The sequence below is a fragment of the bacterium genome (assembly GCA_037200965.1).
Lineage (GTDB): Bacteria > Patescibacteriota > Minisyncoccia > Phycocordibacterales > Phycocordibacteraceae > C7867-001.
In genome coordinates, this window is sequence record JBBCGK010000001.1 from 218125 (window position 1) to 243741 (window position 25617).

Genomic DNA, 25617 nt, shown 5'->3' on the forward strand with positions numbered 1-25617 from the left:
AGAGGTTGAGAGTAGCCTTCGCAAATATTGACTAAACCAATAACATACCGTATTCTCCCGTCGGAACCGAAGCTTTGAAAAGGAGAATTAGATGCTCGGCGACAAAAACCCGAACGTCCTCGTGCGTGCGATCGCGTTTGACATACGACCGACGCCCGATGACATCGGAACGTTCATGCGCGCCAGCGGCGTCCTTCGGGAGCTTTGGAACGAGATCCACACAAAGCGCGCCGCTATCGACGCGCTGTGGGCGATCCCGAAACAAGAGCTCAAGGAAGCGCACGAGGCGGAAAATGAAGAGCTTGCTGCGGAACTTGAAGCGCATATCGAACGGCTCAACTCCGAGCGCAAGCGCGCCGTCGACGCCCGGAAGGAACTCGATGAACGCATCGAAGCAGTCAAGAAGCGGATCTCGGAGTGCCGTACGGCAGAAGAGAAACAAACGCTCGATAAGGAACTTGAGACGCTCTATGCCGAACGACGGACCTTCTTGCACCTCGAAGGTCCGCGGCCCAGGCCGACGAAGTTCGACTGGATCAATTCCCTGACCGAACGCGACACGCAAGGGCTGAATCGCCAACTCCTCGAGGAAACGATCAAACGCTACTACGGAGCCGCCCAGAGCAAGAAAGGGAACGAGATGGGCGGGCGCAGGGCGCGGTTCGCGCAAAAACTCGCCGAACACGAGTTCTGCGAGATACGCGGGCGGACCGTGCGGATAGGCAAGGAGGGCGATCAAAGCGTGTACCTGCGGCTCGGGGAAGTGAACGGGAAGAAGGTCATGCGATACCCGATCCCCGACTACCAGTGGCGCGAGATCACGGTGGCGGGCGCTGAAGTGAAGTCGTTCACGCTGTTTCGCGCGAACTCCGACCTCAGGGAACAAAGCGGCTTCAGGATCGCCTTATCGTTTGAGATCCCGAAGCCGCCGGAAACGCGGTTCGTTCCGGAAGAAGCTGCCTTTCTCGTCACCGGGTCGGACATCATGGCCGTCGCGCGCAGATGCTGCGTTCCGGCCTTCGACCCGCAGTCATTCTGGGGGCCGAGAATCGAAACGATCGAAGCGGCGAGGGCGAAAGAAAAAGCTCGCGGCGGAAACCTGAAGAAACAGGGCAAGAAAGGCCCGAACGGAAAGGAGTATCCGAAGAAGAACTGGAGGCTCGCCCAGCTTAAGGCGGCCTCTTATCGAATGCGCCGCGAGCTCGCCGAAGATCTGGGCATTGACTGGAGGAACGTCGAACTTGTCCTCCCACTTCCTCGTCCCGACCGGCATTGGAAACCGGTCGCGGACGAAATCGGCGACCCGCGCAAGCAGGTCGGACACGAAAAACGGGGCCGCTTCGACGAAGTCGTCAAGGATTCGGCGGCATACCGCGAACTTTTGGCGGCGCGGCGCGAAGCGTATCGCCACATGCGCGAGCAGCAGAAGCTCTCGCACCGGGAAATGGCCGATTGGCTCCTTGACCGGGTGGGTCCGAATATCGTGGTACTCGATGTGTCGATCAGGGGCGGCAAGCCGGACGCGCTCGCCGATGCGGGGAAACCCGAGCAAGGCGGCGCTCCGGACGGCAGGAACTGGCGCACCCAGAACACCGGGAATATGGCCGATCTGATTCTGCAGCTTACGACCAAAGCTCCGGAACGGGGAGGCCGGGTCATCCGGCACCAGTTCTCGGTGCCGCCGACCCTTCCGAAACGGAGCCGCCGCAACGCGCATGAGATGAAGATCGCGCGCGCCCGCGCGCTGAGGGAAGATTTCCTCAGGACTCGCGCGCATATCGATCAATCTTCGCGAGGCGCGGAAACTGCATAGCCTCTAGAACTCTGAACGCCCGGACTTGTTCCGGGCGTCTTTTTATTTCATAATTCATTTCATGAACGCTCTCTGGCTTACCCGAATGTGCGCATACAAGCATTCGCGGCACGCGCTTGAGTCCGCTAAGCGCCTGATCGAGCTTAAGATCGTTCGTGAATCCATACTCCTTCAGCGATATCGGCTCGCGCCTTTTGTACCGGATTTTTCCGGTGTACGGACGATGCAGGATATCCTCCTCGTCGAGGCGCGGGCCGCGCGGTATTTCTGGAAAGCGTTCCGAGACCTGCTTCCCGGAAGAACCAGTTTCCCCGGCAGGCAGCCGGGATCCGATGATCCCGTAAACCGGCTGCTCGACATCGGATACCATCATCTCACCGGCATCGTGCGGCGATATCTTGAGGAGCGCGGTGTTTCGGCAGTACTTGGCCTTCTGCATTCGGCGCGCAAAAGTGCGAGCGCGCCGCTCGCCTACGATTTGGTGGAGATCTTCCGGGCGGATACGGTCGACGCGGAAATCCTTCGGTTCTTCCGGCTTAAAAAGAAGCCTGTGCTGTCGGCAACCGCGGAAATCGCCCATTTTCTCCACGAGCTTAACGAACGCCTTGACCGGCCGCACTATCTTAAGAATTTCAAGCGATGCCACGCCTATCGGTATTATATGGAGGTGCAGATACTGAAATTCATACGTGCGGTCGATCGCCGGGAACCGTTTTCTCCGCTGTTTCTTCCCGCCCGCCATGACAGCCGCTGCTGCACAAGTTCAGATACATATGGCACTCCTCCTAACTGAGGAGCGATGCGTCAATTCAACATACTGAAGGATACCGAGGGCTGGTTGTATATGCGCGAGCGGAGCATACGCTTCCTGCATATGAGGAACAACGACGAGGTGCGGCATCGGGTCAAGGTGCTGGACTTCTGGAAAACGCACGGGGAGCGTGCGGCCAGGGACGCCTTCAGCGTCTCTCGCCGCACGCTCTTCCGTTGGCAGGCGAAGCTCGACCGCGCGCACGGGAGACTCGACGCGCTCGATCCCAAGTCGACGGCACCGAAGAATCGGAGGAGACGCATCGTCCTCCCCGAGGTCGAGACGTTCATCCTGAAGGAGCGCGCGGAGCATCCGAGGCTCGGCAAGGCGAAGCTCGCAGCCCTGCTGCGGGAGGACGGGTACCGGGTATCCGAATCGTATGTCGGGAGGGTCGTCGCGGACCTCAAGAGGAGAGGGCTGCTGCTCCCGCACAAGCCGCTCTCATACTATGCGCGAAGCGGCACGTATCGGGAGAAGCCCGTATCGAAGCGCACGAAGCTGCGCAGGCGGCACAAGCGGGGCATGGAGCTCGACACCGTCGTCCGCTTCATCGACGGCGTGAAGCGGTACGTCCTGACCGCCATCGATGTCGAGAAGAAGTTCGCCTTCGCCGGCGCGTATACCGTCCACTCCTCCGCGTCCGCCGCCGATTTCCTCGCGCGCGTCATCGCGGTGTGCCCCTTCGACATCACGGAGCTCCAGACCGACAACGGCCCGGAGTTCGCCAAGAACTTCGAGGCGGGGTGCCGCGCCCTCGGCCTCACCCACTTCAATACGTTTCCCCGCAGCCCGAAGATGAACGCGTTCGTCGAGCGGTTCAACCGGACGATCTCGGAGGACTGCATCATGCTCAATCGGCCGCTCCTGCGGGACGACGTCGCGGCATTCAACCTGAAGCTGGTCGACTGGCTGCTCTGGTACAACGCCCGGCGTCCGCACGAGTCCCTGGGACAGGTGCCGCCGCTCCGGTATATACTCTCCTCATTAACGGCCGAGGAGTGCCAGAGGTACTGGACGCGTACAGCTGCTTGACGCGCCCGCGGAACATGCTAAGTTGATTTTGAACCGATCTTTGATATGGCGATGAGAAAAAGAAAGGGTGTTTTCGGACATCCCGGCACTTTTTCTCATCCTTGAGACGTTCCGGGACCGGAGTTATCTCCGAGTCCTAAGGGTCCACCGGCATGCCGGAACGGGACTTCTGCCCTGTAACAGGGCGGCCGCGAGGCCAACAAAACCCCGCTTGTCTTGATCACGCCCCCCTGATCTGAACGCGATATATCTTACTCTCTTCGGCCCTCCGAGAGGAGGTGCTACTACTAGAACTGCGCTTAGGTAACGGTACTCTGGTCCGTCGAGATGAGGGGGATGCTACTATACTCCGGAAAGCCTCAGCGTATCTTCATGTAACGGTACTCTGGTCCGTCGAGATGAGGGGGATGCTACCTATGCTATGCAAAGAGTGTAGAAGACGTTGGTAACGGTACTCTGGTCCGTCGAGATGAGGGGGATGCTACTATACTCCGGAAAGCCTCAGCGTATCTTCATGTAACGGTACTCTGGTCCGTCGAGATGAGGGGGATGCTACAGGGCGAGATATACATGACCCGAAGCGGGCTGTAACGGTACTCTGGTCCGTCGAGATGAGGGGGATGCTACAGTTAGACGACTTCGGATGCGGCGGACGCGATGTAACGGTACTCTGGTCCGTCGAGATGAGGGGGATGCTACCGCGTGCATGAAGAAATTCATGACCGGCCACGTAACGGTACTCTGGTCCGTCGAGATGAGGGGGATGCTACAACACGGGGAAAATGGCCGCCATGCTTCGCGCCGATGCCATCCTGTAACGGTACTCTGGTCCGTCGAGAATCGCGTTAGTTCTGTAAAGACCGCTGGTTAAATTCAGCGGTCTTGTTTTTTATACCTTCAAATGATATGGTTCCATTCTATGGAAACGGCGGTCATAAAGACGGGCGGGAAGCAGTACGTGGTCTCCAAGGGCCTCATGCTCAAGGTGGAGAAGCTTTCCGGTAGCCACAAAGAAGGCGACACGGTCGTCTTCGACGAGGTGCTCATGGTCGACAACGGCTCCGACACGACGATCGGCGACCCGGTCATCAAAGGCGCCAAGGTCTCGGCCACCGTGCTTGAGATAGGGAAGGCGAAGAAGATCGACGTGGTCAAGTACAAGGCCAAGAGCCGCTACCACAAGCGCCGCGGACACCGCCAGCCGTTCGTGAAGGTACAGATCGACTCGATTTCGTAGCCGACATCGCAACCGTTTTTACGCGTCCCGTTCTCCGCCTGAACCCCACTCTAACTGCAACACTCACTTCCTCAGAAATATCGAGCGCGGTGATTCGAATTTCAGACGCTTGCGCGGCCGGTCATTGAGCTTCTTCACCACATGCGCCAGCTCCTCAGGGGTGATCAGGTTGAAGTTGAGCGAACGAGGAAAGTACTGACGCAGGAGTCCGTTGGTATTCTCGTTGGTACCACGCTCCCAAGGACGGTGCGGGTATGCGAAGTACACGGTTGCCCCGCTCTTCTTCCCGAGTCGCTTCCAGTCGGCAAATTCTGGACCGTTGTCGAGCGTGATGGTCTTGCGTTTGGCACGCGGAATATGACGGAAGCGTGCGAGCGCAAGCGACGTGAGGAGCTCGGCGCGCATCTTGGGCAACAAGTATGCAACCAGGTATCCGCTCCTGCGATCCACAAAGGTGACAATGCGGACTCGCTTGTCGCTGCCTTGCACCGTATCGCCCTCCCAGTCGCCGAGCCGGCTTCGTCGTTCAATAATCGTTGGACGGTCATCAATACGCTGCTTCTTGGCCGCTTCACGAGCCTTCTCGCGTATTTTGGTACCGCGCCTGCGACGGTATTTGCCTTTGGATGATCTGAGGAACTGCTTCAGGTGCGGAGCACGCTCCTCAATATATCGGTATATGGTGCTGGCGGAGACTGCACCCGTCACCCCTTCAATTTGCTCAGGAGAGTGGTGGTCTTTGAGCATACGCACCACCGTGCGCAAGAGCGCACCCTTGAGCACGCGAATACTGTCCATTGCAGCAATGCGTTTCAGCTTCTTCTTTCTGCGTACTTCGCGTACATCATATCCCTCACGTCCGCCGTATTCGTTCACATGACGAGAGATCGATCCTGCATCCTTCTCAAGCGTACGTGCGATCTCTCGGATCGCGTGTCCTGCCCGCAGCATGCGGGCAATCACCGGCCAGTCTCCTGGCCCAATCTGGGTATGTGCCATATCCAGAGAGTGTGGAACCCAAAAGAGCTGTTGCAATTAGCCTGCAAACTTTGTTGCGATTAGGGTGGGGATTCACCGCCCTGAGATTGATTTTTCCCCTGGACGGGGTATACCTAGAGACTGAATCGTTCCCAACAGGAAGGACACCCCATGTCTCTGCCTACTGCCGGACAAAAGCAGGCGGCGCTCATCTGCGGCTTCACCGGTCTTGTCGCGGGAACCATGCTCGCCGTGTGGTTTACGCAGGCCGACTGGGCCGCATACCAGTATCCCGCGCTTTCCAAAACGGCTCTGATATCCGGCGCGCTCTTTTCGTTTGCGGTTACGGGAATCTGTACGACGCTCGCTTCCGGAAACGCGAAACTGACGAGCCGTTTCTGCAGCCTCGCATGCATACCGGCGCTCGGGCTCGCCATATCCGCCGGCTGGAATTTCTTTCTGACAGCCCACTGACGGGCGCGCCGACGGCATTTCGCCGCACTCTCCGGAGAGTGCGGCGATTCGTTTCATTTCCCTTGACGCACAGGGTTATGCTTCCTTCCTATTCTGCAGCGCGCCCGACAGGGTAGCGGCGTCGGAATACTCGAGTTCGGAGCCGGTCGCAAGTCCGCGGCCAAGTATCGTGAGGCGAAGGGCATCCCGAAAAGGGGCGAGAAGTTCGCGCACGCGGTCCGCCGTATGCTCTCCTTCGCTCGTCGCCGAAAGGGCGAGCACTATTTCCGAAAGGCCGCCCTTCGCCCGCACCCCGATCGTGCGCACCAGCTCCTTCTCCCGTATGGCTCCTTTGCCCGAAAGCGTAAGCACGCCGCCAAGAACGAAATACCGGCCCTTATAGGAGCCCGATCGCTCGACGGCAGCGAGGTCCTGGTCTTTTTCGACGAGCATTAACACAGAGCCATCGCGGGACGATTCGCTGCAGAAATTGCACAGATTCCCTTGCCCGCTCCAGAAGCGATAGCAGGAAGAACACTGGCGCACGTCGTCCCCGAGCTGCCTGATGAGCTCGGCCATCTTCGCGCGCTCCGCGCCGCCCTGCGCGAGAAGACTGAACACGAAACGCTTGGCTTGTCTCGGACCTATGCCCGGCAGCCGCTCGAACGCCCTGGCCAATTCTTCGACTCGGTCGATCATGCTTAAAACTCGCTCGCAAGTTCGCCGTACCCCGACTTGTCGACCGGCATGTAGCTCGTGCGCTTCTCGTCGAAATAGAGCTCAGCCTTGCCGGTCGGCCCGTTTCGGTGCTTCTCGATAAGGATCTCGGCGATGTTCGGGCGGTCGCTCTCCTTGTTCGCCTTGTCGTCGCGATGGATGAACATCACGACGTCGGCATCCTGCTCGATGCTGTTATGCACGATGACATCATTTGCGACGAAATTATGGGTTCCGGGAACCGTCGCGTCATATACTTCTTCCATACCACGCGGAGCAATGGAAGATACTTCGTCCCAATACACGTCCGATTCGGCAAGATGCATGAGCCTCTGGCTTTTAAGCGCCGCGGCGATTTTCGCGAGGCGGGGACGGGACACGCCCGTGGCCGTGAGCGCGGAGCCGTTATAGGAAACCTGAAGCTCCCCGGCCACGTCGCGCCAGCTCATGCCAGCCGCCTTCTTTTCATCAGTTACGAACAGACCCCATACTTCCTGTGGAATAGTGTCGGTGTTCGGTATGGGAGCTATCCCGGCGAGCGCTTTCCGAAGATCCTTCACGACGGCCCCCCTGGCCCCGTACGAGCCGACCAGATCAAGGAACCGCTCTTGCACCGGGGTGCTTTGCACGCGGACGTGATAGCACGTGCGGTACCCCTTTGTATTCGGCACGTCCGTAACGGTGCTCCAAATACCGAGGCGCAAAAGAAGATGCTGGACGTCTTCCGCGAGTCCCCGGCTTGTCGTTGCGTAGTAGATTGCGGCGGCCTTGCGGCGGCCGGGAAGAATCTTCCACGAGATATTGCCGTCCGTCGCCCAGAGGTGATGGAGGAACAGCTGGATCGACATGCTGCCGGACGCGAAGACTGACTGCGGAATGCGCTTTTCGTACGAGCGGACGGGTTCGAGACCAAGCGAACGATACCAGTTGGTAACAGGGTGATGCCTGCCGTGCGTGAGGCCGTACGGGGAAGGGAGGTACGAATGCCACCAATTCTTCTGCCTGATGCGGCGCGGAACGATACCGAACAGTTCCTTCGCCGCATTCTCGACCGCGTCGAGATTCTTCGGATCGGCGCTGGTGTAGTGGACAGGCTGGCGGGGAAGAACGCAGCCGTCGCCGAGGAGATGCGCCAAAAGGACGATTTCGTGTACGGAAAGGCGGCTCATCGGCTCGGTCGCGGTGAGAAGCCGCGGCGTCGCGAGCCGGTCGCCCTCGGAGAGGGCGTCGAGGCGTTGCCATCCGGCCATGGTGAGGAACTGGTGGTTGCCGGATGCTTTGATCTTTTTGCCGCTCCGGAGCGTCATTTCAAATACCTGCTTTTTTCCGCTCGGGAATATCTTCGCGGCAAGCATCGGGCGCAGATGGTATGCGGCATCCATAGAAACGATCGGCACGTTCGTCCGGCCGACAAGCTCCCTGATCGGCACGCGCTCGCCGGTGTCGGCTCGCTGCACGAGCGTGTCGCCCGTAAGGCAGCCGGAGTCGCGAAGATCGGAAAGGCGGGGCTTGCCGCCGCGCTGCTCGACCGCCCTCGAGAGCTGCGAAAGCGCAAGCACGGGAACGTTTAGCTCGCGGGCAAGTCCCTTAAGCGACCGCGAGATTTCCGTGACCTGCTGCACCATCGAGTCGGAATTCCGGGTATTGGTCGGCGCCATGAGCTGGAGATAGTCGACGATGAGGAGGCCGATGCCGTGCTCGCGCTTTAGCCTTCTTGCGACCGCGCGCATGGCGAGGATATTGTTGCCCGGCATGTCGTCGATATAAATAGGGGCCTTGGAGAGTGTCTCAAGCGCGTCACGGATGCGGTTGAAATCCTCCTCCGCGTGCACCGCGCCGGTACGGAGCTTCCAGGAATTCACGAACGACTCGGCCGAGAGCATGCGGTCGACGATCTGCTCCGCGCTCATCTCGAGCGTGAAGATGCCGACCGGGACGTTGTGGCGCACAGCGGCGTTCCGCGCGATATCGAGAGCAAGCGATGTCTTTCCGACCGACGGGCGGGCGGCGAGGATGATGAGGTCCGAAGGATGGAGGCCCGAGAGCAGGTTGTCGAGATCGGGGAAACCGGTCGGGACGCCGCGGATGCCGCCGCCATCTTTGCTGTGCGCCTCGATGCGCTCCCACGCATTCACGAGCTTGTCTCCGATCGGAATGAACTTGTGTGCGGCCGAGGCGTTGCCGATCGCGTAGATCATCTTCTCCGCCTCGTCGAGCACTTCGGGCGTGTCGCGCGATTCGTCGTATGCGGACTCGGTGATCTGGTACGACGCGTCGATAAGGGAGCGCATGGTGTGCTTCCTTGCGACAAGGTCGGCGTAGTGCGCGAAGTTGCCGGGGGTAGGGGAGCTCCCGGCGAGTTCGGAGAGATAGCTCCTGCCGCCCGCGCGCTCGATGAGTCCCTTGTCCTCAAGGCGCACCCCGAGCGTCAGCTGGTCGATGGGTTCCCCGCGGTGCGACAACTCCTGCATCGCCTCGAAGATGTGCCGGTGCTTCTCCGCATAAAAAGACTCCGCCTTAATAAGATCCGCGACGTCGTGTATCGCGTCGGGCTTGAGAAGCAGGGCGCCAAGAAGCGCGCGCTCGGACTCGAGATTCTGGGGAGGGACGCGGTCGGACATTCCCCCTATCTTATCACTCGGGCCTTTTGGTCAACAGCGTGCCTTCCGGCCCGTCATCCACACGATATCCCCTGTTTTCGAGTTCCGTCCGAAGCTCGTCCGCGCGTTCGAAATCCTTCGCTTTGCGGGCCTCGTCCCGCCCGGAAAGGAGTTCCCGGACTTCCTCCGGAAGCTCCGCGGGCGGGAGATCCGCCGCCTCCGCCGCCCGAAGCCCGAGCAGGGCATCGGCATCCTTGAGGAGTCCCCATTTCTCCTCGGCGGAATAGTCGTCATCCCTGAGCGTCTCCCAGAGAATGCCGAGCGCCTGGGGAGTCGCAAGATCGTCGTACATCGCCGCGACGAAACGGTCGCGGGCTTCCGACTTTTCCGTCTTTCCTTTGGATTCTTCCGCTACCTCGCGCGCGATCCGCCCGAGGCGCCCGAGCGCTTCGGCGGCCCCGGCGAGCGCCTCCCAGGAGAAGGAGAGCTGGGTGCGATAGTGCGCCTGATGGAAAAAATACCGGAGCGCGAGCGGAGGATAGCCGCGTTCGGTTACGTCGGAGAGAAGGTAGGTGTTGCCGAGCGATTTCGAAATCTTTTCGCCCGCGATCATGAGGTGCGCGTTATGAAGCCAGTACCTGACGAACGTGCGGCCGCTCGCTCCTTCCGACTGCGCGATCTCGTTGTTGTGGTGCACGGGGATGTGCTCGATGCCGCCCGAGTGCACGTCGATCTCGATACCGAGGAGCGCCCGCGACATGGCGGAACATTCGATGCTCCACCCCGGATTTCCGCGGCCCCAGGGAGAATCCCATTGTTGCAGATCGCGCGCGGTCGCGCTTCGCCACAGCACGAAATCATGCGGGTTCTTTTTTCCGGCGACCGCCTTCACGCGCGCGCCCTCCCTGAGTTCCACGGCCATGATATTGCCGAGCGCGCCGTAGCGGGAGAATTTCTCCGTATCGAAATAGGCGCCGTCGGCAAGCCTATAGACGAGGCCTTTTTGTTCGAGCGTCTGGATCATCGCGATCTGCTCCTTTATGTATTCGGTCGCCCGCGGAAAGAAAATATGCCCGGTATCGACATTGAGCGCCCGGATATCCCCGAGATACCGCTTGGTATAGCGCTCGGCGACTTCGGCGGGAGAAACCCTGTCTCGCCTGGCGCCCACGCTCATCTTGTCTTCGCCAAGATCGGCGTCGTCGACGAGGTGCCCGACATCCGTGATATTGATGACGCGGCGGACATGATACCCGGCAAAAAGAAGCGTGCGGCCGATGGTGTCGGCGAACACGGCAGCCCGAAGGTTTCCGATATGCTGCGGGCCGTATACGGTAGGACCGCACGAATAGAGGCTTGCGGTGCCGGGCTTAAGCGGAACGAAGCGCTCTTTCTTTCCGGAAAGGGTGTTGGTGAAGAAGATATTCGCTTCCTGAGGAGAGCGCGTGTTCGTGTCTTTCGCGGGCGAGAAGAAGGAAAACCACGCCATTTGTTTAGAGCCAGCGCTTGCGGACGACGAAGAGCGCGAGGAGGCCGGACAGGAGAAGCATGATGCCGATCACGATCCAGAAGTCGTACGGCTCGCCGATGATAGGTGTGTCGCGCATGTTCATCTGGAAGAGCGCCGCTACAAGGGTCAAAGGAAGCGTGATGAACGCCATGATGGTGAGCGTCTTCATGATTTCGTTCTGGGCGGCGGTGAGGAGAGCCATGTTGTTTTCCCGCAGTTCGGTCGCGGTTGCGCGATAGGTCGAGACGAGATGCGAAATACGCGCACGTTCGGCAAGAATACGCTTCTCGCGTACGCAAAAGCCGCTGCCGAAAAAGCCCGGGAGCGCGAGCGTCTCGAGGAATGTTTCGAGCGGCTGCTCTTCGCGGGTGAGAAGGTTCTCGAAGTGGAGGAATTCGCGTCCGACCTCCGCGATCGGGCGGACCATGAGCGCTTCGTCGCCGCGCGCGATCTCACGCTCGATGCGCACCAGCGTTCCCGCCGCGCGCGCGACTTCGCTCCTGACCGATCCGTAGAGGCGGTAGAGGACAAGCTCGAGAAGCGCGTCCGCCTTGGCTTCGCCTCCGACTCCGAGAAGCTCTTCCGTCTCGAAATCCTTGTTTAGTTTATGGAGCGAATCGACCACCTCATAGTGCGCGGTGATAAGGAAATCCCTGCCCACGATGATGTCGATCTCCTGGTCCTTAAGGCCCCCGCGGCTCCTTGGAGCAGGGAAGTGGAGCACCACGAACGCGGCCTTCCCGAAGGCGGCGAACGCCGGATACGGGGTGGGCGAGGTTATCTCATTGCCGATCCGGGGGTCAAGATCGAACTCCCTGCGCACCGCCTCCGATTCTTCCTCGGTCGCGCCCTCAAGGTCGATCCACGTGACCCCGCCGCGCGTGTGCCGTGTCGTCATGGACAAAGTATAGCAGAGGGCCGGGCGGGTACGGTATACTGCAGGGAATGGAACCTGTGGAGGATGGGCTTGAGACGGAACCGCGCGCGCGGGCCGCATACGGCGTGAGCCGCTTCGCGATAGTCGTCGCGCTCGTGGCGTTCGTGTCTTTTGGCGCCGGTATCGCGGTTGCCGGAACGAACGGCACGACGGTCAGCGTTCTCGCGAAACTCCCCTTTACCGGCGACAACCTCGACGCCACGCCCGATCCGGATATCAACCTCACCGATTTCTGGAAGGTCTATAACACGCTCCGCGCGGAGTTCGTGCAGACGCACGCTTCGACCACCCTTCCTACCGAAAAGGAAATCGTGTGGGGCGCGATCAAAGGCCTCACCGATTCCTACGGCGACCCGTACACCACGTTCTTCCCGCCCGAGGAAGCGAAACTCTTTACGGACAGCATATCCGGAAGCTTCGAGGGAGTCGGCATGGAAATCGATGTCAAAGACGATGTGCTTACGGTCATCGCGCCGCTTAAGGATTCTCCCGCGCAAAAGGCAGGGGTGCTCGCAGGCGACCAGGTCGTTGCCATAGACGGAAAATCGACCGAAGGCCTTTCGACCGATGCGGCCGTGAAGCTCATCCGCGGCAAGAAAGGCACTGTCGTGACATTCTCCATCATGCGGGAAGGCAAGCCGCTTGAGATCAAGGTGACACGCGACACGATAGAAGTTCCGGAGAGCGATACTTCGTTCGATCCGAAAACCGGCGTCTACAAGATCGCGCTCTATGAGTTCACGGCCAACTCGGACGATCTCTTTGACCGCGCATTCGCGGACTTCAAGAAGTCCGGCTCGAAGAAACTCATCATCGACCTTCGCGGGAATCCCGGAGGATACCTCGACGCGGCGGTCGATATCGCAAGCCACTTCCTTCCGAAAGGGACGACGGTCGTAACCGAGGACCACGAAGGCAAGGGGGTGAACAATGTGCACGTGAGCATGGGCTTCAACGACCTGCCAAAAGGCACCAAAGTCGTCGTCCTTATCGACCAGGGATCCGCATCCGCATCCGAAATACTCGCGGGCGCGCTTCAGGACAATCACGTCGCGACGCTTATCGGCACGCGCTCGTTCGGCAAGGGCTCGGTGCAGCAGCTTGTGAAGGTCGGCGGAGGGTCCCTTAAGATCACCATCGCACGCTGGCTTACGCCTTCGGGCCGCTCCATTTCCGACGGGGGCCTTACGGGCGATATCAAGGTGGACCGGACACAGGCGGACGCCGCGGCGGGGAAAGACCCGCAGATGGAGAGGGCGGTGGAGTTTTTGAGGACGGGGAAATAGGAAGAAGCCGCCCGTTTTCTGCGGGCGGCTTTTCGGTAAGGGAGGTGGGGTGCTACGAAGAACTGGAAAGAATAGTGCTGACGGCTCGCACGTCCGGATCCTGGGCCCGATACTTCTTATAGAAGTGACTGAGAGCCGCTGTACGCAACCTGTCGAGTCCCCACAGCAATACGCCGAAAAGAACGAGGGCCCCTACCAGCGTCATCAACCCGCCGGTCTCGGCGATAGCCAGCCGGATGAGGCCGTCAATCGCTTCGCGGCTCGGAGCCCAGACGGCCGGAACCACGTACAAGGCGATGAACGCGGAGATTACGATTCCCGCCGCGGGGGCTTGAGCTCGCTTCTGGAGTTCCTTTTCCCGTGCCGCAAGCGCTTCTTCCGCGAAACTCCTGACCGCCAACGCCCATTCGTGTTCTTCGAGCGCGCGGCGACTCCTCCGGTTGAAGATTCCGACAAGCCGCGCGATGGGATCATTGCCATGAGCGATCACAAAAACAAGCGGCCAATCCGTCCCCTTTTGGGCAGACGACCGAACGCTGTCCGTCACGTAGCCCATGGCGTCAGCTTTCCGCATCGCGTCACGGACTTTCGGCGGCGCATTTCGAAGATAGAGTGTCGCATCGAGACCGTAGGCCTCGAAGAGACGAGCTTCTTGATTTGACAACGGGCGCATGAGGGTTCCTTCCTGTTAAGCCGCGTCTGTGCGGGTTATACCATATCTTCCGTCCCGGCACCAAGCCGGGTTGCGCTTTGCGCTTCTGGCGGGTAGGATGGTCGCACAATGAAAGTCATATTGCTTAAGGACGTGCGGAAGATGGGCAGGGCGCACGAGACGATCGAGGTGTCCGACGGGCACGCGATCAATTTCCTCATCCCGCAGAAGCTCGCGGTTGCGGCGACGCCGGACGCGGCTCGCAGAGCCGAAGGATACAAGGCGAAGGGAGCGGTCGCCAAGGAAGTGCAGACGCACCTTCTCGAGCAGAATCTCGCGACCCTGGCCGAGGCCCGCATTGTGCTCAAGATGAAAGCCAACGAGCAAGGACACCTCTATAACGCCGTCGGCGAAGACGAGATTCTCGCCGCCGTCAAAGAGCAAGCGAACGTCGAGCTCCCCGAAGACGTTATCCGCCTTGAGAAACCCATCAAGGAGCTTGGCACCTACGACATCCCGGTCTCTGCCGGAAAGGATTTCGGGCGTTTCAATATTGTGGTTGAGGCGGAGTAAACAAAATCTGACTGTTTCAAAATCCGGCTTCCAGAGCCGGATTTCCGCGCTATGGTATACTGCACCGCATGATAAAAAGCGGTACGAAAAAGAACATTTCTTTTCTTGCGGTGGAGTTCGACCGCGAAGAAGACGGCCGCTGGATCGCGGAAATTCCCAAGCTCCGGGGAGTTATGGCATATGGCGTGACACGACGGGACGCGCTCCAGAAAGTGTATGCGGTCGCGCTACGCACGCTTGCGGACGGCGTGGAGCAAGGAGCTCTCTTCACTCCGGTATCCCGGCTCTTCGGGCATGGAGTGGCGCGCCGTTAAAGCGGGACGGGTACTTCGGGCGCTTGGCGCGGGCGGGTGGCGTATAAAGCGCCAGCGGGGATCGCACAGAATACTCGCGAAACCGGGCCATGCCGACGTTACGTTCGCGTTCCATGACCGCGAAGAAATCGGCCCGAAAATGCTTGCGAAAATCGCCAAATACACCGGCCTTGCGCCTGATGATTTGTAGAGAAAATTTGACGAAGCCGCTTGCGTAGTTTACCTTCAAGCCAGTCGTTCCTGCGCGAAGCGTTTGCGCAGGCCAAGACAAAAGGAGACTACGATGCCGCAGGTAAAGTCCTATGCGGGACGCAACATCCGGCTCACGCCGGAACAGCTCCGGAAACTCGAAGAGGTCTATGCTCACGGCAAGGGGGGTCTCGGAGATTCATTGTCGACTGCCGAAATCGCCGCGCTCTACGAGAGCACGCGCCTGAGTCCTTCACACCACGAATGGCGCATATGCATACAGACAAAGGTCGTCGAGTTTGACGGAAGGGACTATATGGAATTCGCCATGATCGCCCGTGAATATAGCGAGGAGAAGAGTTTATGGCTTCTTATCTATCAGTTCTCGGGCGCGCCCGAAGATCGGGGGTTCATCGACATCGAGAGCGAAGTTCTCGCGGCCGTGTAAGCGAACACCGCAAAACGAAAAGGCCCGGAGCGATCCGGGCCTTTTGTCTTTGTCTAGAGCACCGAAACGACTTTCTTGCGGATGATGCTGCCGTCAAAGCGCTTCTTGCGGCGTTCGGTGAAGGCGACGGTACCGGTCGCCATCGAGAAGAGGGTATGATCCTTGCCGACGCGCACGTTCTGTCCCGCCTCGATCTTGGTGCCGCGCTGGCGGACGATGACCATGCCCGGACGCGCCTTGGAGCCGGCCGTAAGCTTGACGCCGAGGTATTTCGGATTCGAGTCGCGCAGGTTTTTTGTCGAGCCTCCGGCTTTTGTTGATGCCATGGTGGTATAGTTTTACCCGATGAATATAGCAGAATGGGGGCAAAGGGGCAAGGAAATGCTTGATCGGGGGCTCGGGCTCCTCGACCAGGTCCCGCGGGATGTGCTCGTGGTAGCGATCGTCGTTCTTTCGGCTTCCGCGGCTTTCGGCCTTGGCTATCTCACGGGGAAAGACGCGGGGCGGGGAAGCGGTATATCCGTAACCCAGATGCCGCTCACGGATTCGCTTCCGGCCGCAGCAGGGGCGACGAGCGAGGTATCGCCGCCTGCCCTACTGCCTGCGGGAGGGCAGTATGTGGCTTCGAAAACCGGCACCCGGTACTACCTGCCCTGGTGCGGGGGAGCGAGGACGATCAAAGACGAAAATAAGATATGGTTCGACTCGAAAGCGCAGGCCGAAGCAGCCGGCTATGCTCCTGCCGCAAACTGCAAGGGGATTTGATATGAAAGCCTACGCCGGGTTTAAATTCAAGGAGGATTATAGCGATCGGGCATTCATAGAAAGCATCTGCCGCGCTATTGAAAGTGCGGGAATCAAGACGGTCGTGATGGTCAGGGACTACGAGGGATGGGGGCAGACACGTATCGCTCCCGGGGACATGATGCCGATCGCGTTTCGCGCTATCGATGACTGCGACATTGTTATTATCGAGTTTTCGGAAAAAGGTACCGGTCTTGGCATCGAAGCAGGGTACGCCTATGCGAAAGGGAAGCCGGTGCTGGTCATCGCCCGGGAAGGCGCGGAGATATCGGAAACCCTGGAAGGCATCGCATCACGCGTCATGTTCTATCGGAAACCCGAAGACATACAACGATCCTTGGAAGACTCTGGTATCATGGACGCATGATCGCCGTGGACGCCGAAATGAGCGGGCTTGATTTCGAGAAGCATTCGATACTCTCGATCGGCGCGCTCGATCTCGATGAGCCGGAGAACCGTTTTTACGGGGAATGCCGTGCGTGGGACGGCGCGCATATCGAGACGGATGCGCTCGTCGTAAACGGCTTTACGGTTACCGAGGCCACGGATCCCAGAAAGCAGGGGGAGGGCGAACTTGTGCAGAGCTTCATAGCATGGTCGCTCTCGATCGCCGAACGGACGCTTGGCGGACAGAATTGCGCTTTCGACCGCATGTTCATCGAGGCCGCGTGCAGGCGCAGCGGCATCGAGTGTCCGTTCGCGCACCGCGTCATCGATGCCCATAGCCTGACCTGGCTGCATATGCTGAAGCGGGGGCTTACGCCGCCCATCGACGAGAAGCATCGCCATTCGGCTATCAACCTTACGTTCGCTCTTTCGTATTGCGGCGTTCCGGAAGAACCGAAACCACACAACGCGCTTACCGGAGCACTCTGCCATGCGGAAGTGATATCCCGTATCGCGTATACTAGGAAACTGCTGCCGGAATTCGCGCAGTACGACATACCATGGCTCACGAACTGAACCCTCCCGCCTCCGGCGGCCAAGCGCACCCCCTGCTTACGCGCCTCATGACCGAGGGGCATGCGACGATGCCGCACAAGGACGACCGGCCTCCGCTCGTCTGCAAGCCCGCGCGCATCGAGCCGTGGCGTATCTTCCGGATTATGTCCGAGTTCGTCGAAGGATTCGAGATATTGAAGCGCTACGGGCTCGCCGCGAGCATCTTCGGGACCGCGCGCGCGAGCTTCGAGCATCCGGTCTATCAGGAAGCGGAAGAACTTGCGGCGAAGCTCGCGAAGCGCGGTTTCGCCATTATCACGGGCGGGAGCAAGGGCGTGATGGAGGCAGGTAATAAGGGTGCATTCCAGGCGGGAGGCGCTTCCGTAGGGCTCAACATCCACTTGCCGGAAGGCCAAGGCGACAACGCCTATCTTACCGAAAAGTTCGAATTCGAACATTTCTTCGTGCGCAAGGTGATGCTCACGTTCGCGTCCGAGGTCTATATTTATTTCCCCGGAGGTTTCGGCACCTGGAACGAATTTTTCGAGATCGTGACGCTTATACAGACCAAGAAGATCAGGCGCATCCCCGTCGTGCTGGTCGGCAAAGCATATTGGACTCCGCTTACGGAGCTTATCCGCGCGCACCTTTACAAGGAGCACAAGGCGATAGACGAGAAGGACATGGATATTTACAAAGTGGTGGACTCGGTCGACGAGGCGTACGACTATATCGTGAACCACGTCACCTGCTAGTATGTCTCTCGACTACAGCCAGAAGCGCCTGGTCTCCGCCCCGTTTCGCCGGAAAGGGAAGGGGAGCCAGCGCCTTCGCCTCTACGCCTTCCTTACGGGCCTTCTGAGCACTCTGGTTTCGCTTGCGACCGTCATAGTTACGCTTGAAAAATAGCGAACTGTGGACAAACAGACCTTGGGGCTCTGCGCACGCTATTCTTATAAGATATGAGCACCAAACACGGACACCGCAAGCATTTTTCGTTCATGCGGAATCTCGAGGTCTATGCGTTCTGGACGGGCTTCGCGAGTACGCTCATAAGCCTCGTGCAGGTCGTTATTATCGCGAGCAACAAGGGATAGGCCCGTATTGACAAATATCAATAGGTGCTCTAAGGTTCTATCCAGCCCTGTCCCTTGCTTCTTTAATCTCAGGGCCAAAAGAGGAGTATGTGCCGGCACAGCAATTGAATACGGCCTCATCGCAGCGGGGATCGCAGTTGCGATCATCGCCGCGGTTCACCTCATCGGACAAGGGTGCCATGCTTGGGGCTGGTGCTAACGTTCCGGGTTGAAGAACTCGCAAGGCCATCCCGCCCCCGTCGCTTCACAGCCTCGGGGGCACGCCTTTTGATACGTAGTACAATGGGGAACATGGACTTCAACAAAATGCTCAAGTTGTTTTGCGAGAGCGTGAGCATCGGGTTTGCTAAGCATGGTTTCTATTTCGGCTTCGCCTCAGGCGCGAACCAGTCGGCATTTGCCGTACCTCCCGAGGTCGCCAAAGGACTGGTCGAAGGACTTGCGCAGAAGGTCGCTGAATACGAAAAAGCCTTCGGCCCCATCGACACCTCACACAACCAGGTCGGCATCCAGAGCCCGCTCGGGAGATAATTTTTATCTGAAGTTCGCCCACGGACAGTCCTTTGTTTCCGTACCTGGCACTAGTTCCTGCGCGCCAATTACGAGCGCGTGGTCCTTCCAGAATTCGATTGTTTCCGTTGAGTCGCGACCGTCGCCGAAAGGGAACGGGGGAGTTAGACGTCCGATATAGGTCGTGAAGATATCGTATTCGTTATCTCCCGTCTTATCCATGCGAAGTACAATAGTAGTCGCGGGGCTGGGTTCATGGCCGCGCACAAAACGGCTATACCGGTCGCGATTGGGACGCTTCGCATAAAAGATATCGTCTGCTTCCGTCGTTTCTACGCAGTCCTGAATACCGATTGCTCTTCCGAATTCTATTTCAAGGCGCGGCGACGGTCCATGCGCGACAACCTGCGGCAGCGCCTCTTTCACAAGCTCCAGGAGATCCGGAACATCCTTCAATCGACCGCCTTCTGCCGTTTGGCGGCGTTCGCATAGAGGATGATGTTCTGGTGACCAAGGACGGGCACAGAAATCTTACAAGGCTATATATCTAGGGAGGCCGGAATATATATGTTTATCGTAAAGTAAACATTGTGCGCACTATAAGGAAAACAAAGGCTTTTTAAGGAGATCTTGCCCGACTAGACATTCCCGGCTTCTCTTCCCCGCTAGTCGCCCCACAAAATTGCGCCTTCGGAATTTATGGTTGTGACGGATACTTTTCCGACGGCATCGGTTAGCCGCACTTCCCCGGGCAGGGGAACTTTCCCGGTCAGGGGAGCGAAGACGATCTCAGAAAAATATGAAGAAGAGAGAAGTCCCCTGCCCTCCGCGAAACATATGAGCCTGACATTGCTAGTTGGTGTTATATTGGCCTGGATTATGGGAGTCTTTTCGCCTGAGGAGTATTTCGGCGCTATCAGGAACAATATACGCGGGAAACGCTACTTATACGCAACAATCAGGATATTTGCCGGTCTTGGCTCGCTGCTTATCTTTATTGGCGCGATTGTCGGAGCCTTCCATGCTTTTAACATATTTAACATACAAGTACACCAGAATAGAGTCGAGCTAGACTCTTACTATCGCAAAACTACTGAATTAACGAGTACGGATGGCACCTATACGACGACATTTCGAATCTTTGTTCACACTCCTCCATACTGGACTCCTCCAAATCCGAAAAATCTGGAAGCAGGTTTTAACTTTTACTGGCTAGGTAACCCTCAGGCTGAATGCAGTGACCCAGCCTCAAAAGGATTCTCAGAAAAATATGCAGGCTCTTATTCATCCAGTACCAGGGAATACGAGATGACGTGCAGGACCTATAGCCCGGTTCTCGACAACGGGCGGCTGATCATGATCAGGGAAAACTAGCGATAGGCCTCCCGATTTAATACCCTGATACTGATCGCTGGGCCGTTTCGTAGTCGAAATCGCATAGTCGGATATCCCCTTCATACGCAGACAAGAGCGTGGCTGGCGTGCTGTCCGGGCTCTGTGCGCGCTTGAAGGTCGCAAAGGACAGCGCTATGTCCTGGGTCATCGAATTGCAGGAGGTACCGCTGTCATCCTCCACAAGGCACCAGTACTGCATGGCAGATGTGAATTTTGCCGCGGCTTTGACCGTACAGGCACGGTAGTCATTGTCTATATGGGCCCGCTTCTGGGAGTTGGCGGTATTCACATACCAACTGATCACCAAGATGACACAGATCAGTATCGCACCGTTGAGAACAAATATCTTATGAGTATTGAACCAGTTCATAACGCAAGGTTGTTTTAGTACCAATAAACGCCCCAGAGCACCGCCCCGAATGCCAGACAACCTTGCGGGAAGCCAACACCGGGACGGTGCTTTGGGTGCAAGGTTGTCCTGTATGGGGGGTGTTCGTTATGAGCCTACTTCCCTCCCCTGGAGGGGTCAAGGGAGGGAACTGCACGGAACGAAAAAGACCGCCCGTACGGGCGGTCTTTTGCTGCGACTTATTTCCGCTTTCCCTGCTCCATCACTTTACGCTGTTCCGCATTTGCCTCCCGCAATACCTGGCGCACCACTTTAACCTTGTCGGCAGAGGATCGTGAAAAGAACGCGGAGAAGTCGTTGTCCGCATGTCCCTTTTTCGCGCCGGACGAGCCAAAAAAGCCTCTTATGAAGTTGGTCATATAAGTACTGTATCTAGTTCTTCCACAGAGTAGCGTCCCCTGGTAAGGCGGTCAAGTTCCACGGAACTAACGTTCAAGTGAACATCCTCAGTGCCGTCTTCATAGTCTTTTATGAGCACGTTGAGCTCGACCGCCTTGCCAAACTGCTCTTTGACGGCCACGACATTTTCACGCGCACCCTTGAAAGAACGTATGAAGACATCCCTGGACACATGCCGTGACTCTGTCACCTCGCGAACTTTAGTAAACTCCCAGGCCTTCACCGGATCCTGAAATACGAACCATATTTCAACTAAGCGGCTCCGGGACAGCGAACGGCTGATATTCTCCGGGGCATTTCCGTAAGCGAACGTACCATCAAGTATGCAGTTGAGGTTCTTTTCGAGGGCATAGTCGTATAAGATGTTCACCCCTTTATTCGCGGCGCTTTGGAAGAGGTGGGCATTTGCACCTGTATATCCGTCACAGAGCATGCGTATGTCGTCCGCATCTATGCGTATCGGCATATCCTTAAACCGTCTCATAAATCCTTTTGACACCTCAGTTTTGCCCGCCCCCGGCGAACCGGCCATAAACAGCGAAACCGGCTTATTCACGGGGCGACACGCGTCGGGGTGCGCGAACTTCTCTATGATTTCTTTTCTGTGGCTCTTAACAAAAGCAATCGCATCCCGTTCAATACGAGTTTCTTCTTCGGTCATCCCGGATATCCTAACACTCTGTAGGCCTGTCACTTTCCCCATAAAACCGCACCTTCTGAATTGATGGCTGTAATGGATATCTTCCCGGCGGCATCGGTTAACCGCACTTCCCCGGGCAGGGAAACTTTCCCGGTCAGGGGAGAGAAGACGACTTCGGCAAGTCCGGAGCGCAGGGCATCCGACTTCCCTTCCAGGATAATGTCTTCGCCCTCATGCCGTGAGAAGTAGCTGCCGCCCTCGAAAATGACGAAGCCGGAATCTCCGACGTAGACGCCATGCGCGCTGGGGCCGGTACAAACTTTCGCGGCACACACGCCGTTAAGCGCTTGCGAGCGGGCATGCAGAAGCGCGATCCGAATCGTATCCTCGTCGTTTCTCTGAAGTGTCCTTTGATAGCTCTCGAGTCCGACGATAAGCCCGATCGCGGAGATCGTGGCAACAAGCGCTATAACGATTAACAGTTCGACGAGCGTGAAGCCGCGAGGCATGGTTAGGGCGCAAGGTTCTGTGTGATGCCGTAGATCGGCGTGATTATCGCGAGCGCGACGAATCCCACGATAAGGCCCATCACGATCATGAGTACGGGCTCGATAAGGACCGCGATGCTCTTTGAGAGTTCGTCGAGCTCTTCCTCGTAGAAGTCCGCGCAGTACAAGAGGCTTTCCGAAAGCGAGCCGGTCGATTCTCCGACCGAAAGCATCTGCGCGAGCATCGGCGGGAACAGGAGCGGCTCAAGCGCGAACGCCGCCGAAACCTTTTGTCCGGTCGACACGAACTCCGCCATCTCCCCGCATGCTTTCCGGTATGCGCCGCTCCTTGTCCCGAGCGCCGCAAGTTCGACTGCGCGCACGACGCCTACCCCGCTCCCCAAGAGCGTCCCGAGCGTACGGGCCAGGCTCGCGACCGCGTATTCCCGAAAGAGCGTTCCCAGAAGCGGAATCCGCAGGAGCGCGCGTCCGGCCGCAAGCCTTATGGACGGCACGCGAAGCAAGAGAACCGCCGCAGCCACAACCGCCATGAGGGCGAGCAGGATATATAGCCCATAGCGCGCGAATGACTCGCTGAGAGAAATAAGAAGCCTGGTCGAGAGCGGAAGCGCTGCATGAAAGCCCTTGAATACCGGAATGATCTTCGGAAACACGTAGAGCGCAAGCAGGGTCGTGATGCCGAGCGTCGCCGCCACGATGATCGCAGGATACAGAAGCGCTCCTATGACTTTCCTTCGGAGTGCGCGCTCCTTCTTGATCGACTGCGAAAACCGCTCAAGATGCTCCGGAAGCGACCCGCTCGTCTCCCCCACTTCGACCAGATGTACGCCGAGATCGCCGAATACGGAGCGGAACGCGGCGAGACCCGCGGAAAGAGGGCGTCCGGCCGCGACCGTCTCCCGGAGCGTATGCAGGATATGGGATGAGGAATGCGTCCGCGCCTCTTCGCCAAGAAGCGAGAGCGCGGCGACTATCGGCACGCCCGATCGGAGCATGAGCGCGAGGCGTTTCGCGAAGAGCATCTGCTCTTCCTTGCCGAAGAGGAGGAGATACGGCCGCTTATGCATGGCGCATGCGGACTACCTCCTCGATCGTTGTCACGCCCTTCCATGCCTTGCCGAACCCGTCACGGTGCATGGGAAGCATTCCGGCGGCCGCGGAAAGCTCGCGAAGCTCGTCAAGGGATGCCTTGCGGAGCACCGCCTCGCGAAGCTCCGGCGTCATTGCAAGCACTTCGAATATCCCCGTGCGGCCGCGATACCCCGTGCCTGCGCAGCTCTCACAGCCTCTTCCCCGGAAACTCGCAGCCTCGTCCGGCAATCCTTCCGGAGAAAAGACATGCGCGAGGCTTTCCCGCTCCGCGCTTGTGAGCTCGCGACGCTCCCGGCAGTCGGCGCATATCGTGCGCACCAGCCGCTGCGCAATTACGAGACTTACGGTCGAAGCCAGAAGATATGGCTCTACCTTCATATCGAGAAGACGCGGGATCGCCGTCGGCGCATCGTTCGTATGAAGGGTCGAAAGAAGCAGATGGCCCGTGAGTGCGACATTGGTCGCCATTCCCGCAGTCTCGATATCCCGTATCTCCCCCACCATGATGACGTCGGGATCCTGGCGAAGCATGCTCCTGAGCCCGTTTCCGAATGTAAGGCCGGTGCGCGCGTTCGCCTGTATCTGGTTGATGCCCGGGATCGAATATTCGACCGGATCCTCGATCGTAAGGATGTTCACTTCCCTTCTATTAAGAAGAGCAATGAGCGCATAGAGAGTCGAGGTCTTTCCGCTTCCGGTCGGTCCCGTGACGAGAATCATGCCGTGAGGCCGGGCAAGCGCCGTCTTGATGAGATCCGCGTGCGCGGTGGAAAACCCGAGACTTTCAAGCGGGCCCGGTTCCCTCGGAGCAAGGAGGCGCAGGACCGCGTTCTCTCCGTAATAGGTTGGCGCGATCGATACGCGGACATCGATCTGCCCTGACCTGCCGCCAAAGACAAAACGTCCGTCCTGCGCCGCCTGGTGCTCGTCGGTACGGAGTCCCGCAAGTATCTTTACGCGCGCGATAAGCTCGCCATGGAGCGTGCTCGGGACTTCGTGAGCGTCAGCCAGTTCCCCATCCACGCGGAAACGGACGACTAGCTTTTCCTTCTGCGGATCGAGATGTATATCTGAAGATCCGCGCGCGTGCGCGGAAGCGAGCAGCTCCTCGACCAAGGCGATCGCCGACATGGCGATTGAAGCCTAACAATTCGGTTATAAGAAAAATCTAAACCGAGAAATTAGAAACGGAATAGAGGTCGTCTTCCGGAGCAGGAGGAGTCGCTGGCATGGCATCGACGTGCGTGGTATTCGCCGCAAGCGGCGCGGGCGCCTGTGCAGCGGCGTCTTTTGCGGCGAGCGCGGCGACGATGCTCGAAAGATCCTCGGAAGAAAAGAAATCGATCATAAGCCGCCCGCCTTTGTCGTTCGATTCGATCATTACGCGGGTGCCGAGCGCTTCGGTAAGCGCGCGCTCGATGGTCACCATCTCGGGTGTCTTGCGGTGATAGCGCTTCACGCGGTCGGGTGCGATATTGCGCGCGACCTGCTCCGCGGCGCGCACTGACATCTTCTTGAGCACGATCTCCTTGAAGAGCGTCTCCTGCTCGTCAGGCTTCCCTGCGAGCATGAGAATGGTGCGCGCGTGCCCTTCGGTCATTTCCTTGTCCACGATCGCCTGCAGCATATGTTCCGGCAAATTAAGAAGCCGTACCGTGTTCGAGACATACTCCCGGCTCATGCCGATCTTCGCGCCGATCTCCGAATGCGAAAGGCCGAATTCTACGAGCTGCTCGAGCGCCTTCGCGCGGTCGACGGCATTAAGATCCTCGCGCTGCAGGTTCTCAATGATGGCGAGCTCGAGCTTCATGCGGTCGGTCTCCTCCCCTACCCTGATCACGACCGGCACTTCCTTAAGTCCGATGAGCTTCGAGGCCCGAAGACGCCGCTCGCCCGCGATGAGCTCGTAGACGCTTGCGAGACCGCCTTCGGGCTTCTCGATCTCTTTCCTAGTTACCGTAAGCGGCTGGAGGACGCCATACTGGCGTATGGATTCGGCGAGCGCCTTGAGGCGCGCTTCGTCGAATTCCTTCCGCGGCTGATACGGATTCGGACTTATCTTATCGACCTCCACCCAGAAGATGGAATCGTACTTGGTCGGTTCGGCGAATTTCGAGTCGTGCATGATGAAAAAATAATACCATGCGCGTTGCGGCAAAGCCCAAGCGCGGGTAGGATGCATGGAAAGCCGGGGTGGCGAAATGGTATACGCAAGGGATTCAAAACCCCTCGCCGCAAGGCATGAGAGTTCAAGTCTCTCCCCCGGCACA

Annotated in this window: 34 protein-coding genes, 1 tRNA gene, 1 pseudogene and 1 CRISPR repeat array; of the genes and pseudogenes, 21 read left to right on the top strand and 15 right to left on the bottom strand. The window is 58.4% G+C overall.

The genetic code is table 11. The annotated features are described in order from the left end of the window. Positions 1-91 precede the first annotated feature (91 nt). The 4 genes from WDN10_01305 (at position 92) to rplU (ending at position 4893) form a co-directional block, all read left to right on the top strand. Complete coding sequence (locus WDN10_01305) at positions 92-1813, top strand: hypothetical protein (GenBank protein ID MEJ0053352.1); 1722 nt, start codon at positions 92-94, stop codon at positions 1811-1813. A gap of 61 nt (positions 1814-1874) precedes the next feature. Beyond that, positions 1875-2606, top strand: coding sequence for a CRISPR-associated endonuclease Cas1 (gene cas1 / locus WDN10_01310; GenBank protein MEJ0053353.1), 732 nt, complete (start codon positions 1875-1877; stop codon positions 2604-2606). Positions 2607-2612: 6 nt separating this feature from the next. Continuing rightward, entirely contained in the window at positions 2613-3656 is a 1044-nt protein-coding gene (locus WDN10_01315) for an integrase core domain-containing protein (GenBank protein MEJ0053354.1), read from the top strand. Between the two features lie 303 nt (positions 3657-3959). After that, positions 3960-4426: a CRISPR direct-repeat array (repeat unit 40 nt; unit sequence GTAACGGTACTCTGGTCCGTCGAGATGAGGGGGATGCTAC). A gap of 149 nt (positions 4427-4575) precedes the next feature. After that, positions 4576-4893, top strand: coding sequence for a 50S ribosomal protein L21 (gene rplU, locus WDN10_01320; protein MEJ0053355.1), 318 nt, complete (start codon positions 4576-4578; stop codon positions 4891-4893). A gap of 63 nt (positions 4894-4956) precedes the next feature. Here rplU and WDN10_01325 read toward each other — a convergent pair whose 3' ends face one another. Beyond that, positions 4957-5892: an IS30 family transposase gene (locus tag WDN10_01325; GenBank protein ID MEJ0053356.1), complete on the bottom strand. Its 936-nt coding sequence runs from the start codon at positions 5890-5892 to the stop codon at positions 4957-4959. Positions 5893-6042: 150 nt separating this feature from the next. Here WDN10_01325 and WDN10_01330 point away from each other — a divergent pair, with 150 nt between their 5' ends. Beyond that, positions 6043-6345 (top strand): hypothetical protein, encoded by a 303-nt coding sequence (locus tag WDN10_01330; protein ID MEJ0053357.1) that lies wholly within the window; start codon positions 6043-6045, stop codon positions 6343-6345. 75 nt (positions 6346-6420) lie between these two features. Here WDN10_01330 and WDN10_01335 read toward each other — a convergent pair whose 3' ends face one another. From WDN10_01335 to WDN10_01350, 4 genes are read right to left on the bottom strand one after another with little or no spacing between them, the layout of a single operon-like run. After that, complete coding sequence (locus WDN10_01335; protein ID MEJ0053358.1) at positions 6421-7023, bottom strand: toprim domain-containing protein; 603 nt, start codon at positions 7021-7023, stop codon at positions 6421-6423. Between the two features lie 2 nt (positions 7024-7025). Then, positions 7026-9662, bottom strand: coding sequence for a replicative DNA helicase (locus WDN10_01340; GenBank protein ID MEJ0053359.1), 2637 nt, complete (start codon positions 9660-9662; stop codon positions 7026-7028). A gap of 13 nt (positions 9663-9675) precedes the next feature. Further along, a complete protein-coding gene (gene cysS, locus WDN10_01345) occupies positions 9676-11130 on the bottom strand; it encodes a cysteine--tRNA ligase (protein ID MEJ0053360.1) in 1455 nt (484 codons plus the stop codon). 4 nt (positions 11131-11134) lie between these two features. After that, the gene (locus WDN10_01350) at positions 11135-12049 is read right to left on the bottom strand and encodes a CorA family divalent cation transporter (GenBank protein MEJ0053361.1); all 915 of its coding nucleotides are present in this window, start codon (positions 12047-12049) and stop codon (positions 11135-11137) included. Positions 12050-12096: 47 nt separating this feature from the next. Between WDN10_01350 and WDN10_01355 the strand changes: the two genes are divergently transcribed. Further along, positions 12097-13374, top strand: coding sequence for a S41 family peptidase (locus WDN10_01355; protein ID MEJ0053362.1), 1278 nt, complete (start codon positions 12097-12099; stop codon positions 13372-13374). Positions 13375-13426: 52 nt separating this feature from the next. Here WDN10_01355 and WDN10_01360 read toward each other — a convergent pair whose 3' ends face one another. Continuing rightward, complete coding sequence (locus tag WDN10_01360; GenBank protein ID MEJ0053363.1) at positions 13427-14047, bottom strand: hypothetical protein; 621 nt, start codon at positions 14045-14047, stop codon at positions 13427-13429. Positions 14048-14155: 108 nt separating this feature from the next. Between WDN10_01360 and rplI the strand changes: the two genes are divergently transcribed. The 4 genes from rplI (at position 14156) to WDN10_01380 (ending at position 15550) form a co-directional block, all read left to right on the top strand. Beyond that, complete coding sequence (gene rplI / locus WDN10_01365) at positions 14156-14599, top strand: 50S ribosomal protein L9 (protein ID MEJ0053364.1); 444 nt, start codon at positions 14156-14158, stop codon at positions 14597-14599. 68 nt (positions 14600-14667) lie between these two features. Further along, positions 14668-14913: a type II toxin-antitoxin system HicB family antitoxin gene (locus WDN10_01370; protein ID MEJ0053365.1), complete on the top strand. Its 246-nt coding sequence runs from the start codon at positions 14668-14670 to the stop codon at positions 14911-14913. Continuing rightward, entirely contained in the window at positions 14894-15103 is a 210-nt protein-coding gene (locus WDN10_01375; GenBank protein MEJ0053366.1) for a type II toxin-antitoxin system HicA family toxin, read from the top strand. Before WDN10_01370 ends, WDN10_01375 begins: the two co-directional genes overlap by 20 nt. Before the next feature lie 93 nt (positions 15104-15196). Continuing rightward, on the top strand, positions 15197-15550 hold the full coding sequence (locus tag WDN10_01380) for a hypothetical protein (protein MEJ0053367.1): 354 nt from the start codon (positions 15197-15199) through the stop codon (positions 15548-15550). Positions 15551-15603: 53 nt separating this feature from the next. Here WDN10_01380 and WDN10_01385 read toward each other — a convergent pair whose 3' ends face one another. Continuing rightward, a complete protein-coding gene (locus WDN10_01385) occupies positions 15604-15876 on the bottom strand; it encodes a 50S ribosomal protein L27 (protein MEJ0053368.1) in 273 nt (90 codons plus the stop codon). A 19-nt stretch (positions 15877-15895) separates the two neighbouring features. On the opposite strand from WDN10_01385, the gene WDN10_01390 reads away from it, so the two are divergent. From WDN10_01390 to WDN10_01425, 8 genes and pseudogenes are all read left to right on the top strand, one after another. After that, the gene (locus WDN10_01390; GenBank protein MEJ0053369.1) at positions 15896-16315 is read left to right on the top strand and encodes a hypothetical protein; all 420 of its coding nucleotides are present in this window, start codon (positions 15896-15898) and stop codon (positions 16313-16315) included. A gap of 1 nt (position 16316) precedes the next feature. Continuing rightward, positions 16317-16721, top strand: coding sequence for a nucleoside 2-deoxyribosyltransferase (locus WDN10_01395; protein MEJ0053370.1), 405 nt, complete (start codon positions 16317-16319; stop codon positions 16719-16721). Further along, positions 16718-17317 carry a hypothetical protein gene (locus WDN10_01400; GenBank protein ID MEJ0053371.1) on the top strand — a complete coding sequence of 200 codons (600 nt, stop codon included), beginning with the start codon at positions 16718-16720 and terminating at the stop codon, positions 17315-17317. Before WDN10_01395 ends, WDN10_01400 begins: the two co-directional genes overlap by 4 nt. Then, a complete protein-coding gene (locus tag WDN10_01405; protein ID MEJ0053372.1) occupies positions 17302-18051 on the top strand; it encodes a TIGR00730 family Rossman fold protein in 750 nt (249 codons plus the stop codon). The genes WDN10_01400 and WDN10_01405 overlap by 16 nt, the downstream gene beginning before the upstream one ends. Before the next feature lies 1 nt (position 18052). Next, positions 18053-18205 (top strand): hypothetical protein, encoded by a 153-nt coding sequence (locus tag WDN10_01410; GenBank protein MEJ0053373.1) that lies wholly within the window; start codon positions 18053-18055, stop codon positions 18203-18205. A gap of 53 nt (positions 18206-18258) precedes the next feature. Then, positions 18259-18393 (top strand): hypothetical protein, encoded by a 135-nt coding sequence (locus tag WDN10_01415; protein MEJ0053374.1) that lies wholly within the window; start codon positions 18259-18261, stop codon positions 18391-18393. Between the two features lie 97 nt (positions 18394-18490). Next, positions 18491-18562 (top strand): annotated as a pseudogene (locus WDN10_01420) (Flp family type IVb pilin). 122 nt (positions 18563-18684) lie between these two features. Beyond that, entirely contained in the window at positions 18685-18924 is a 240-nt protein-coding gene (locus tag WDN10_01425; protein ID MEJ0053375.1) for a hypothetical protein, read from the top strand. A gap of 3 nt (positions 18925-18927) precedes the next feature. On the opposite strand, the gene WDN10_01430 is transcribed toward WDN10_01425, so the two are convergent. Further along, on the bottom strand, positions 18928-19125 hold the full coding sequence (locus WDN10_01430) for a hypothetical protein (protein MEJ0053376.1): 198 nt from the start codon (positions 19123-19125) through the stop codon (positions 18928-18930). A gap of 33 nt (positions 19126-19158) precedes the next feature. Between WDN10_01430 and WDN10_01435 the strand changes: the two genes are divergently transcribed. Together WDN10_01435 and WDN10_01440 are read left to right on the top strand one after the other, a co-directional pair. Continuing rightward, a complete protein-coding gene (locus WDN10_01435) occupies positions 19159-19395 on the top strand; it encodes a hypothetical protein (protein MEJ0053377.1) in 237 nt (78 codons plus the stop codon). Between the two features lie 213 nt (positions 19396-19608). Then, complete coding sequence (locus tag WDN10_01440; GenBank protein ID MEJ0053378.1) at positions 19609-20277, top strand: hypothetical protein; 669 nt, start codon at positions 19609-19611, stop codon at positions 20275-20277. 16 nt (positions 20278-20293) lie between these two features. Here the strand turns inward: WDN10_01440 and WDN10_01445 are convergent, their stop codons facing one another. The 7 genes from WDN10_01445 to WDN10_01475 all read right to left on the bottom strand — a co-directional run bounded on the left by WDN10_01445 (position 20294) and on the right by WDN10_01475 (position 25472). Continuing rightward, positions 20294-20668, bottom strand: coding sequence for a hypothetical protein (locus WDN10_01445; protein ID MEJ0053379.1), 375 nt, complete (start codon positions 20666-20668; stop codon positions 20294-20296). 218 nt (positions 20669-20886) lie between these two features. Continuing rightward, entirely contained in the window at positions 20887-21066 is a 180-nt protein-coding gene (locus WDN10_01450) for a hypothetical protein (protein ID MEJ0053380.1), read from the bottom strand. Further along, positions 21063-21767 (bottom strand): zeta toxin family protein, encoded by a 705-nt coding sequence (locus tag WDN10_01455; GenBank protein MEJ0053381.1) that lies wholly within the window; start codon positions 21765-21767, stop codon positions 21063-21065. The genes WDN10_01450 and WDN10_01455 overlap by 4 nt, the downstream gene beginning before the upstream one ends. A gap of 29 nt (positions 21768-21796) precedes the next feature. Next, positions 21797-22255 carry a prepilin-type N-terminal cleavage/methylation domain-containing protein gene (locus tag WDN10_01460; protein ID MEJ0053382.1) on the bottom strand — a complete coding sequence of 153 codons (459 nt, stop codon included), beginning with the start codon at positions 22253-22255 and terminating at the stop codon, positions 21797-21799. 2 nt (positions 22256-22257) lie between these two features. Further along, a complete protein-coding gene (locus WDN10_01465; protein MEJ0053383.1) occupies positions 22258-23322 on the bottom strand; it encodes a type II secretion system F family protein in 1065 nt (354 codons plus the stop codon). Next, the gene (locus WDN10_01470) at positions 23315-24478 is read right to left on the bottom strand and encodes a GspE/PulE family protein (protein ID MEJ0053384.1); all 1164 of its coding nucleotides are present in this window, start codon (positions 24476-24478) and stop codon (positions 23315-23317) included. The genes WDN10_01465 and WDN10_01470 overlap by 8 nt, the downstream gene beginning before the upstream one ends. A gap of 37 nt (positions 24479-24515) precedes the next feature. Beyond that, the gene (locus tag WDN10_01475) at positions 24516-25472 is read right to left on the bottom strand and encodes a ParB/RepB/Spo0J family partition protein (GenBank protein ID MEJ0053385.1); all 957 of its coding nucleotides are present in this window, start codon (positions 25470-25472) and stop codon (positions 24516-24518) included. Between the two features lie 62 nt (positions 25473-25534). Between WDN10_01475 and WDN10_01480 the strand changes: the two genes are divergently transcribed. Continuing rightward, positions 25535-25615 (top strand) — tRNA-Leu (locus tag WDN10_01480). Positions 25616-25617: the final 2 nt, after the last annotated feature.

Bases quoted from the DNA above. Each gene is read 5' to 3' on its own strand.
- WDN10_01465 (MEJ0053383.1), bottom strand. From the start codon at position 23,322: ATGCATAAGCGGCCGTATCTCCTCCTCTTCGGCAAGGAAGAGCAGATG.
- WDN10_01330 (MEJ0053357.1), top strand. From the start codon at position 6,043: ATGTCTCTGCCTACTGCCGGACAAAAGCAGGCGGCGCTCATCTGCGGC.
- WDN10_01395 (MEJ0053370.1), top strand. From the start codon at position 16,317: ATGAAAGCCTACGCCGGGTTTAAATTCAAGGAGGATTATAGCGATCGG.
- cas1 (MEJ0053353.1), top strand. From the start codon at position 1,875: ATGAACGCTCTCTGGCTTACCCGAATGTGCGCATACAAGCATTCGCGG.
- rplI (MEJ0053364.1), top strand. From the start codon at position 14,156: ATGAAAGTCATATTGCTTAAGGACGTGCGGAAGATGGGCAGGGCGCAC.
- WDN10_01430 (MEJ0053376.1), bottom strand. From the start codon at position 19,125: ATGGATAAGACGGGAGATAACGAATACGATATCTTCACGACCTATATC.
- WDN10_01445 (MEJ0053379.1), bottom strand. From the start codon at position 20,668: ATGAACTGGTTCAATACTCATAAGATATTTGTTCTCAACGGTGCGATA.
- WDN10_01410 (MEJ0053373.1), top strand. From the start codon at position 18,053: ATGTCTCTCGACTACAGCCAGAAGCGCCTGGTCTCCGCCCCGTTTCGC.
- WDN10_01470 (MEJ0053384.1), bottom strand. From the start codon at position 24,478: ATGTCGGCGATCGCCTTGGTCGAGGAGCTGCTCGCTTCCGCGCACGCG.
- WDN10_01380 (MEJ0053367.1), top strand. From the start codon at position 15,197: ATGCCGCAGGTAAAGTCCTATGCGGGACGCAACATCCGGCTCACGCCG.
- WDN10_01335 (MEJ0053358.1), bottom strand. From the start codon at position 7,023: ATGATCGACCGAGTCGAAGAATTGGCCAGGGCGTTCGAGCGGCTGCCG.
- WDN10_01350 (MEJ0053361.1), bottom strand. From the start codon at position 12,049: ATGACGACACGGCACACGCGCGGCGGGGTCACGTGGATCGACCTTGAG.
- WDN10_01375 (MEJ0053366.1), top strand. From the start codon at position 14,894: ATGGAGTGGCGCGCCGTTAAAGCGGGACGGGTACTTCGGGCGCTTGGC.
- WDN10_01475 (MEJ0053385.1), bottom strand. From the start codon at position 25,472: ATGCACGACTCGAAATTCGCCGAACCGACCAAGTACGATTCCATCTTC.
- WDN10_01425 (MEJ0053375.1), top strand. From the start codon at position 18,685: ATGGACTTCAACAAAATGCTCAAGTTGTTTTGCGAGAGCGTGAGCATC.
- WDN10_01370 (MEJ0053365.1), top strand. From the start codon at position 14,668: ATGATAAAAAGCGGTACGAAAAAGAACATTTCTTTTCTTGCGGTGGAG.
- WDN10_01385 (MEJ0053368.1), bottom strand. From the start codon at position 15,876: ATGGCATCAACAAAAGCCGGAGGCTCGACAAAAAACCTGCGCGACTCG.
- WDN10_01315 (MEJ0053354.1), top strand. From the start codon at position 2,613: ATGCGTCAATTCAACATACTGAAGGATACCGAGGGCTGGTTGTATATG.
- WDN10_01325 (MEJ0053356.1), bottom strand. From the start codon at position 5,892: ATGGCACATACCCAGATTGGGCCAGGAGACTGGCCGGTGATTGCCCGC.
- WDN10_01305 (MEJ0053352.1), top strand. From the start codon at position 92: ATGCTCGGCGACAAAAACCCGAACGTCCTCGTGCGTGCGATCGCGTTT.
- WDN10_01355 (MEJ0053362.1), top strand. From the start codon at position 12,097: ATGGAACCTGTGGAGGATGGGCTTGAGACGGAACCGCGCGCGCGGGCC.
- WDN10_01435 (MEJ0053377.1), top strand. From the start codon at position 19,159: ATGGCCGCGCACAAAACGGCTATACCGGTCGCGATTGGGACGCTTCGC.
- WDN10_01415 (MEJ0053374.1), top strand. From the start codon at position 18,259: ATGAGCACCAAACACGGACACCGCAAGCATTTTTCGTTCATGCGGAAT.
- rplU (MEJ0053355.1), top strand. From the start codon at position 4,576: ATGGAAACGGCGGTCATAAAGACGGGCGGGAAGCAGTACGTGGTCTCC.
- cysS (MEJ0053360.1), bottom strand. From the start codon at position 11,130: ATGGCGTGGTTTTCCTTCTTCTCGCCCGCGAAAGACACGAACACGCGC.
- WDN10_01340 (MEJ0053359.1), bottom strand. From the start codon at position 9,662: ATGTCCGACCGCGTCCCTCCCCAGAATCTCGAGTCCGAGCGCGCGCTT.
- WDN10_01450 (MEJ0053380.1), bottom strand. From the start codon at position 21,066: ATGACCAACTTCATAAGAGGCTTTTTTGGCTCGTCCGGCGCGAAAAAG.
- WDN10_01360 (MEJ0053363.1), bottom strand. From the start codon at position 14,047: ATGCGCCCGTTGTCAAATCAAGAAGCTCGTCTCTTCGAGGCCTACGGT.
- WDN10_01405 (MEJ0053372.1), top strand. From the start codon at position 17,302: ATGGCTCACGAACTGAACCCTCCCGCCTCCGGCGGCCAAGCGCACCCC.
- WDN10_01455 (MEJ0053381.1), bottom strand. From the start codon at position 21,767: ATGACCGAAGAAGAAACTCGTATTGAACGGGATGCGATTGCTTTTGTT.
- WDN10_01460 (MEJ0053382.1), bottom strand. From the start codon at position 22,255: ATGCCTCGCGGCTTCACGCTCGTCGAACTGTTAATCGTTATAGCGCTT.
- WDN10_01400 (MEJ0053371.1), top strand. From the start codon at position 16,718: ATGATCGCCGTGGACGCCGAAATGAGCGGGCTTGATTTCGAGAAGCAT.
- WDN10_01390 (MEJ0053369.1), top strand. From the start codon at position 15,896: ATGAATATAGCAGAATGGGGGCAAAGGGGCAAGGAAATGCTTGATCGG.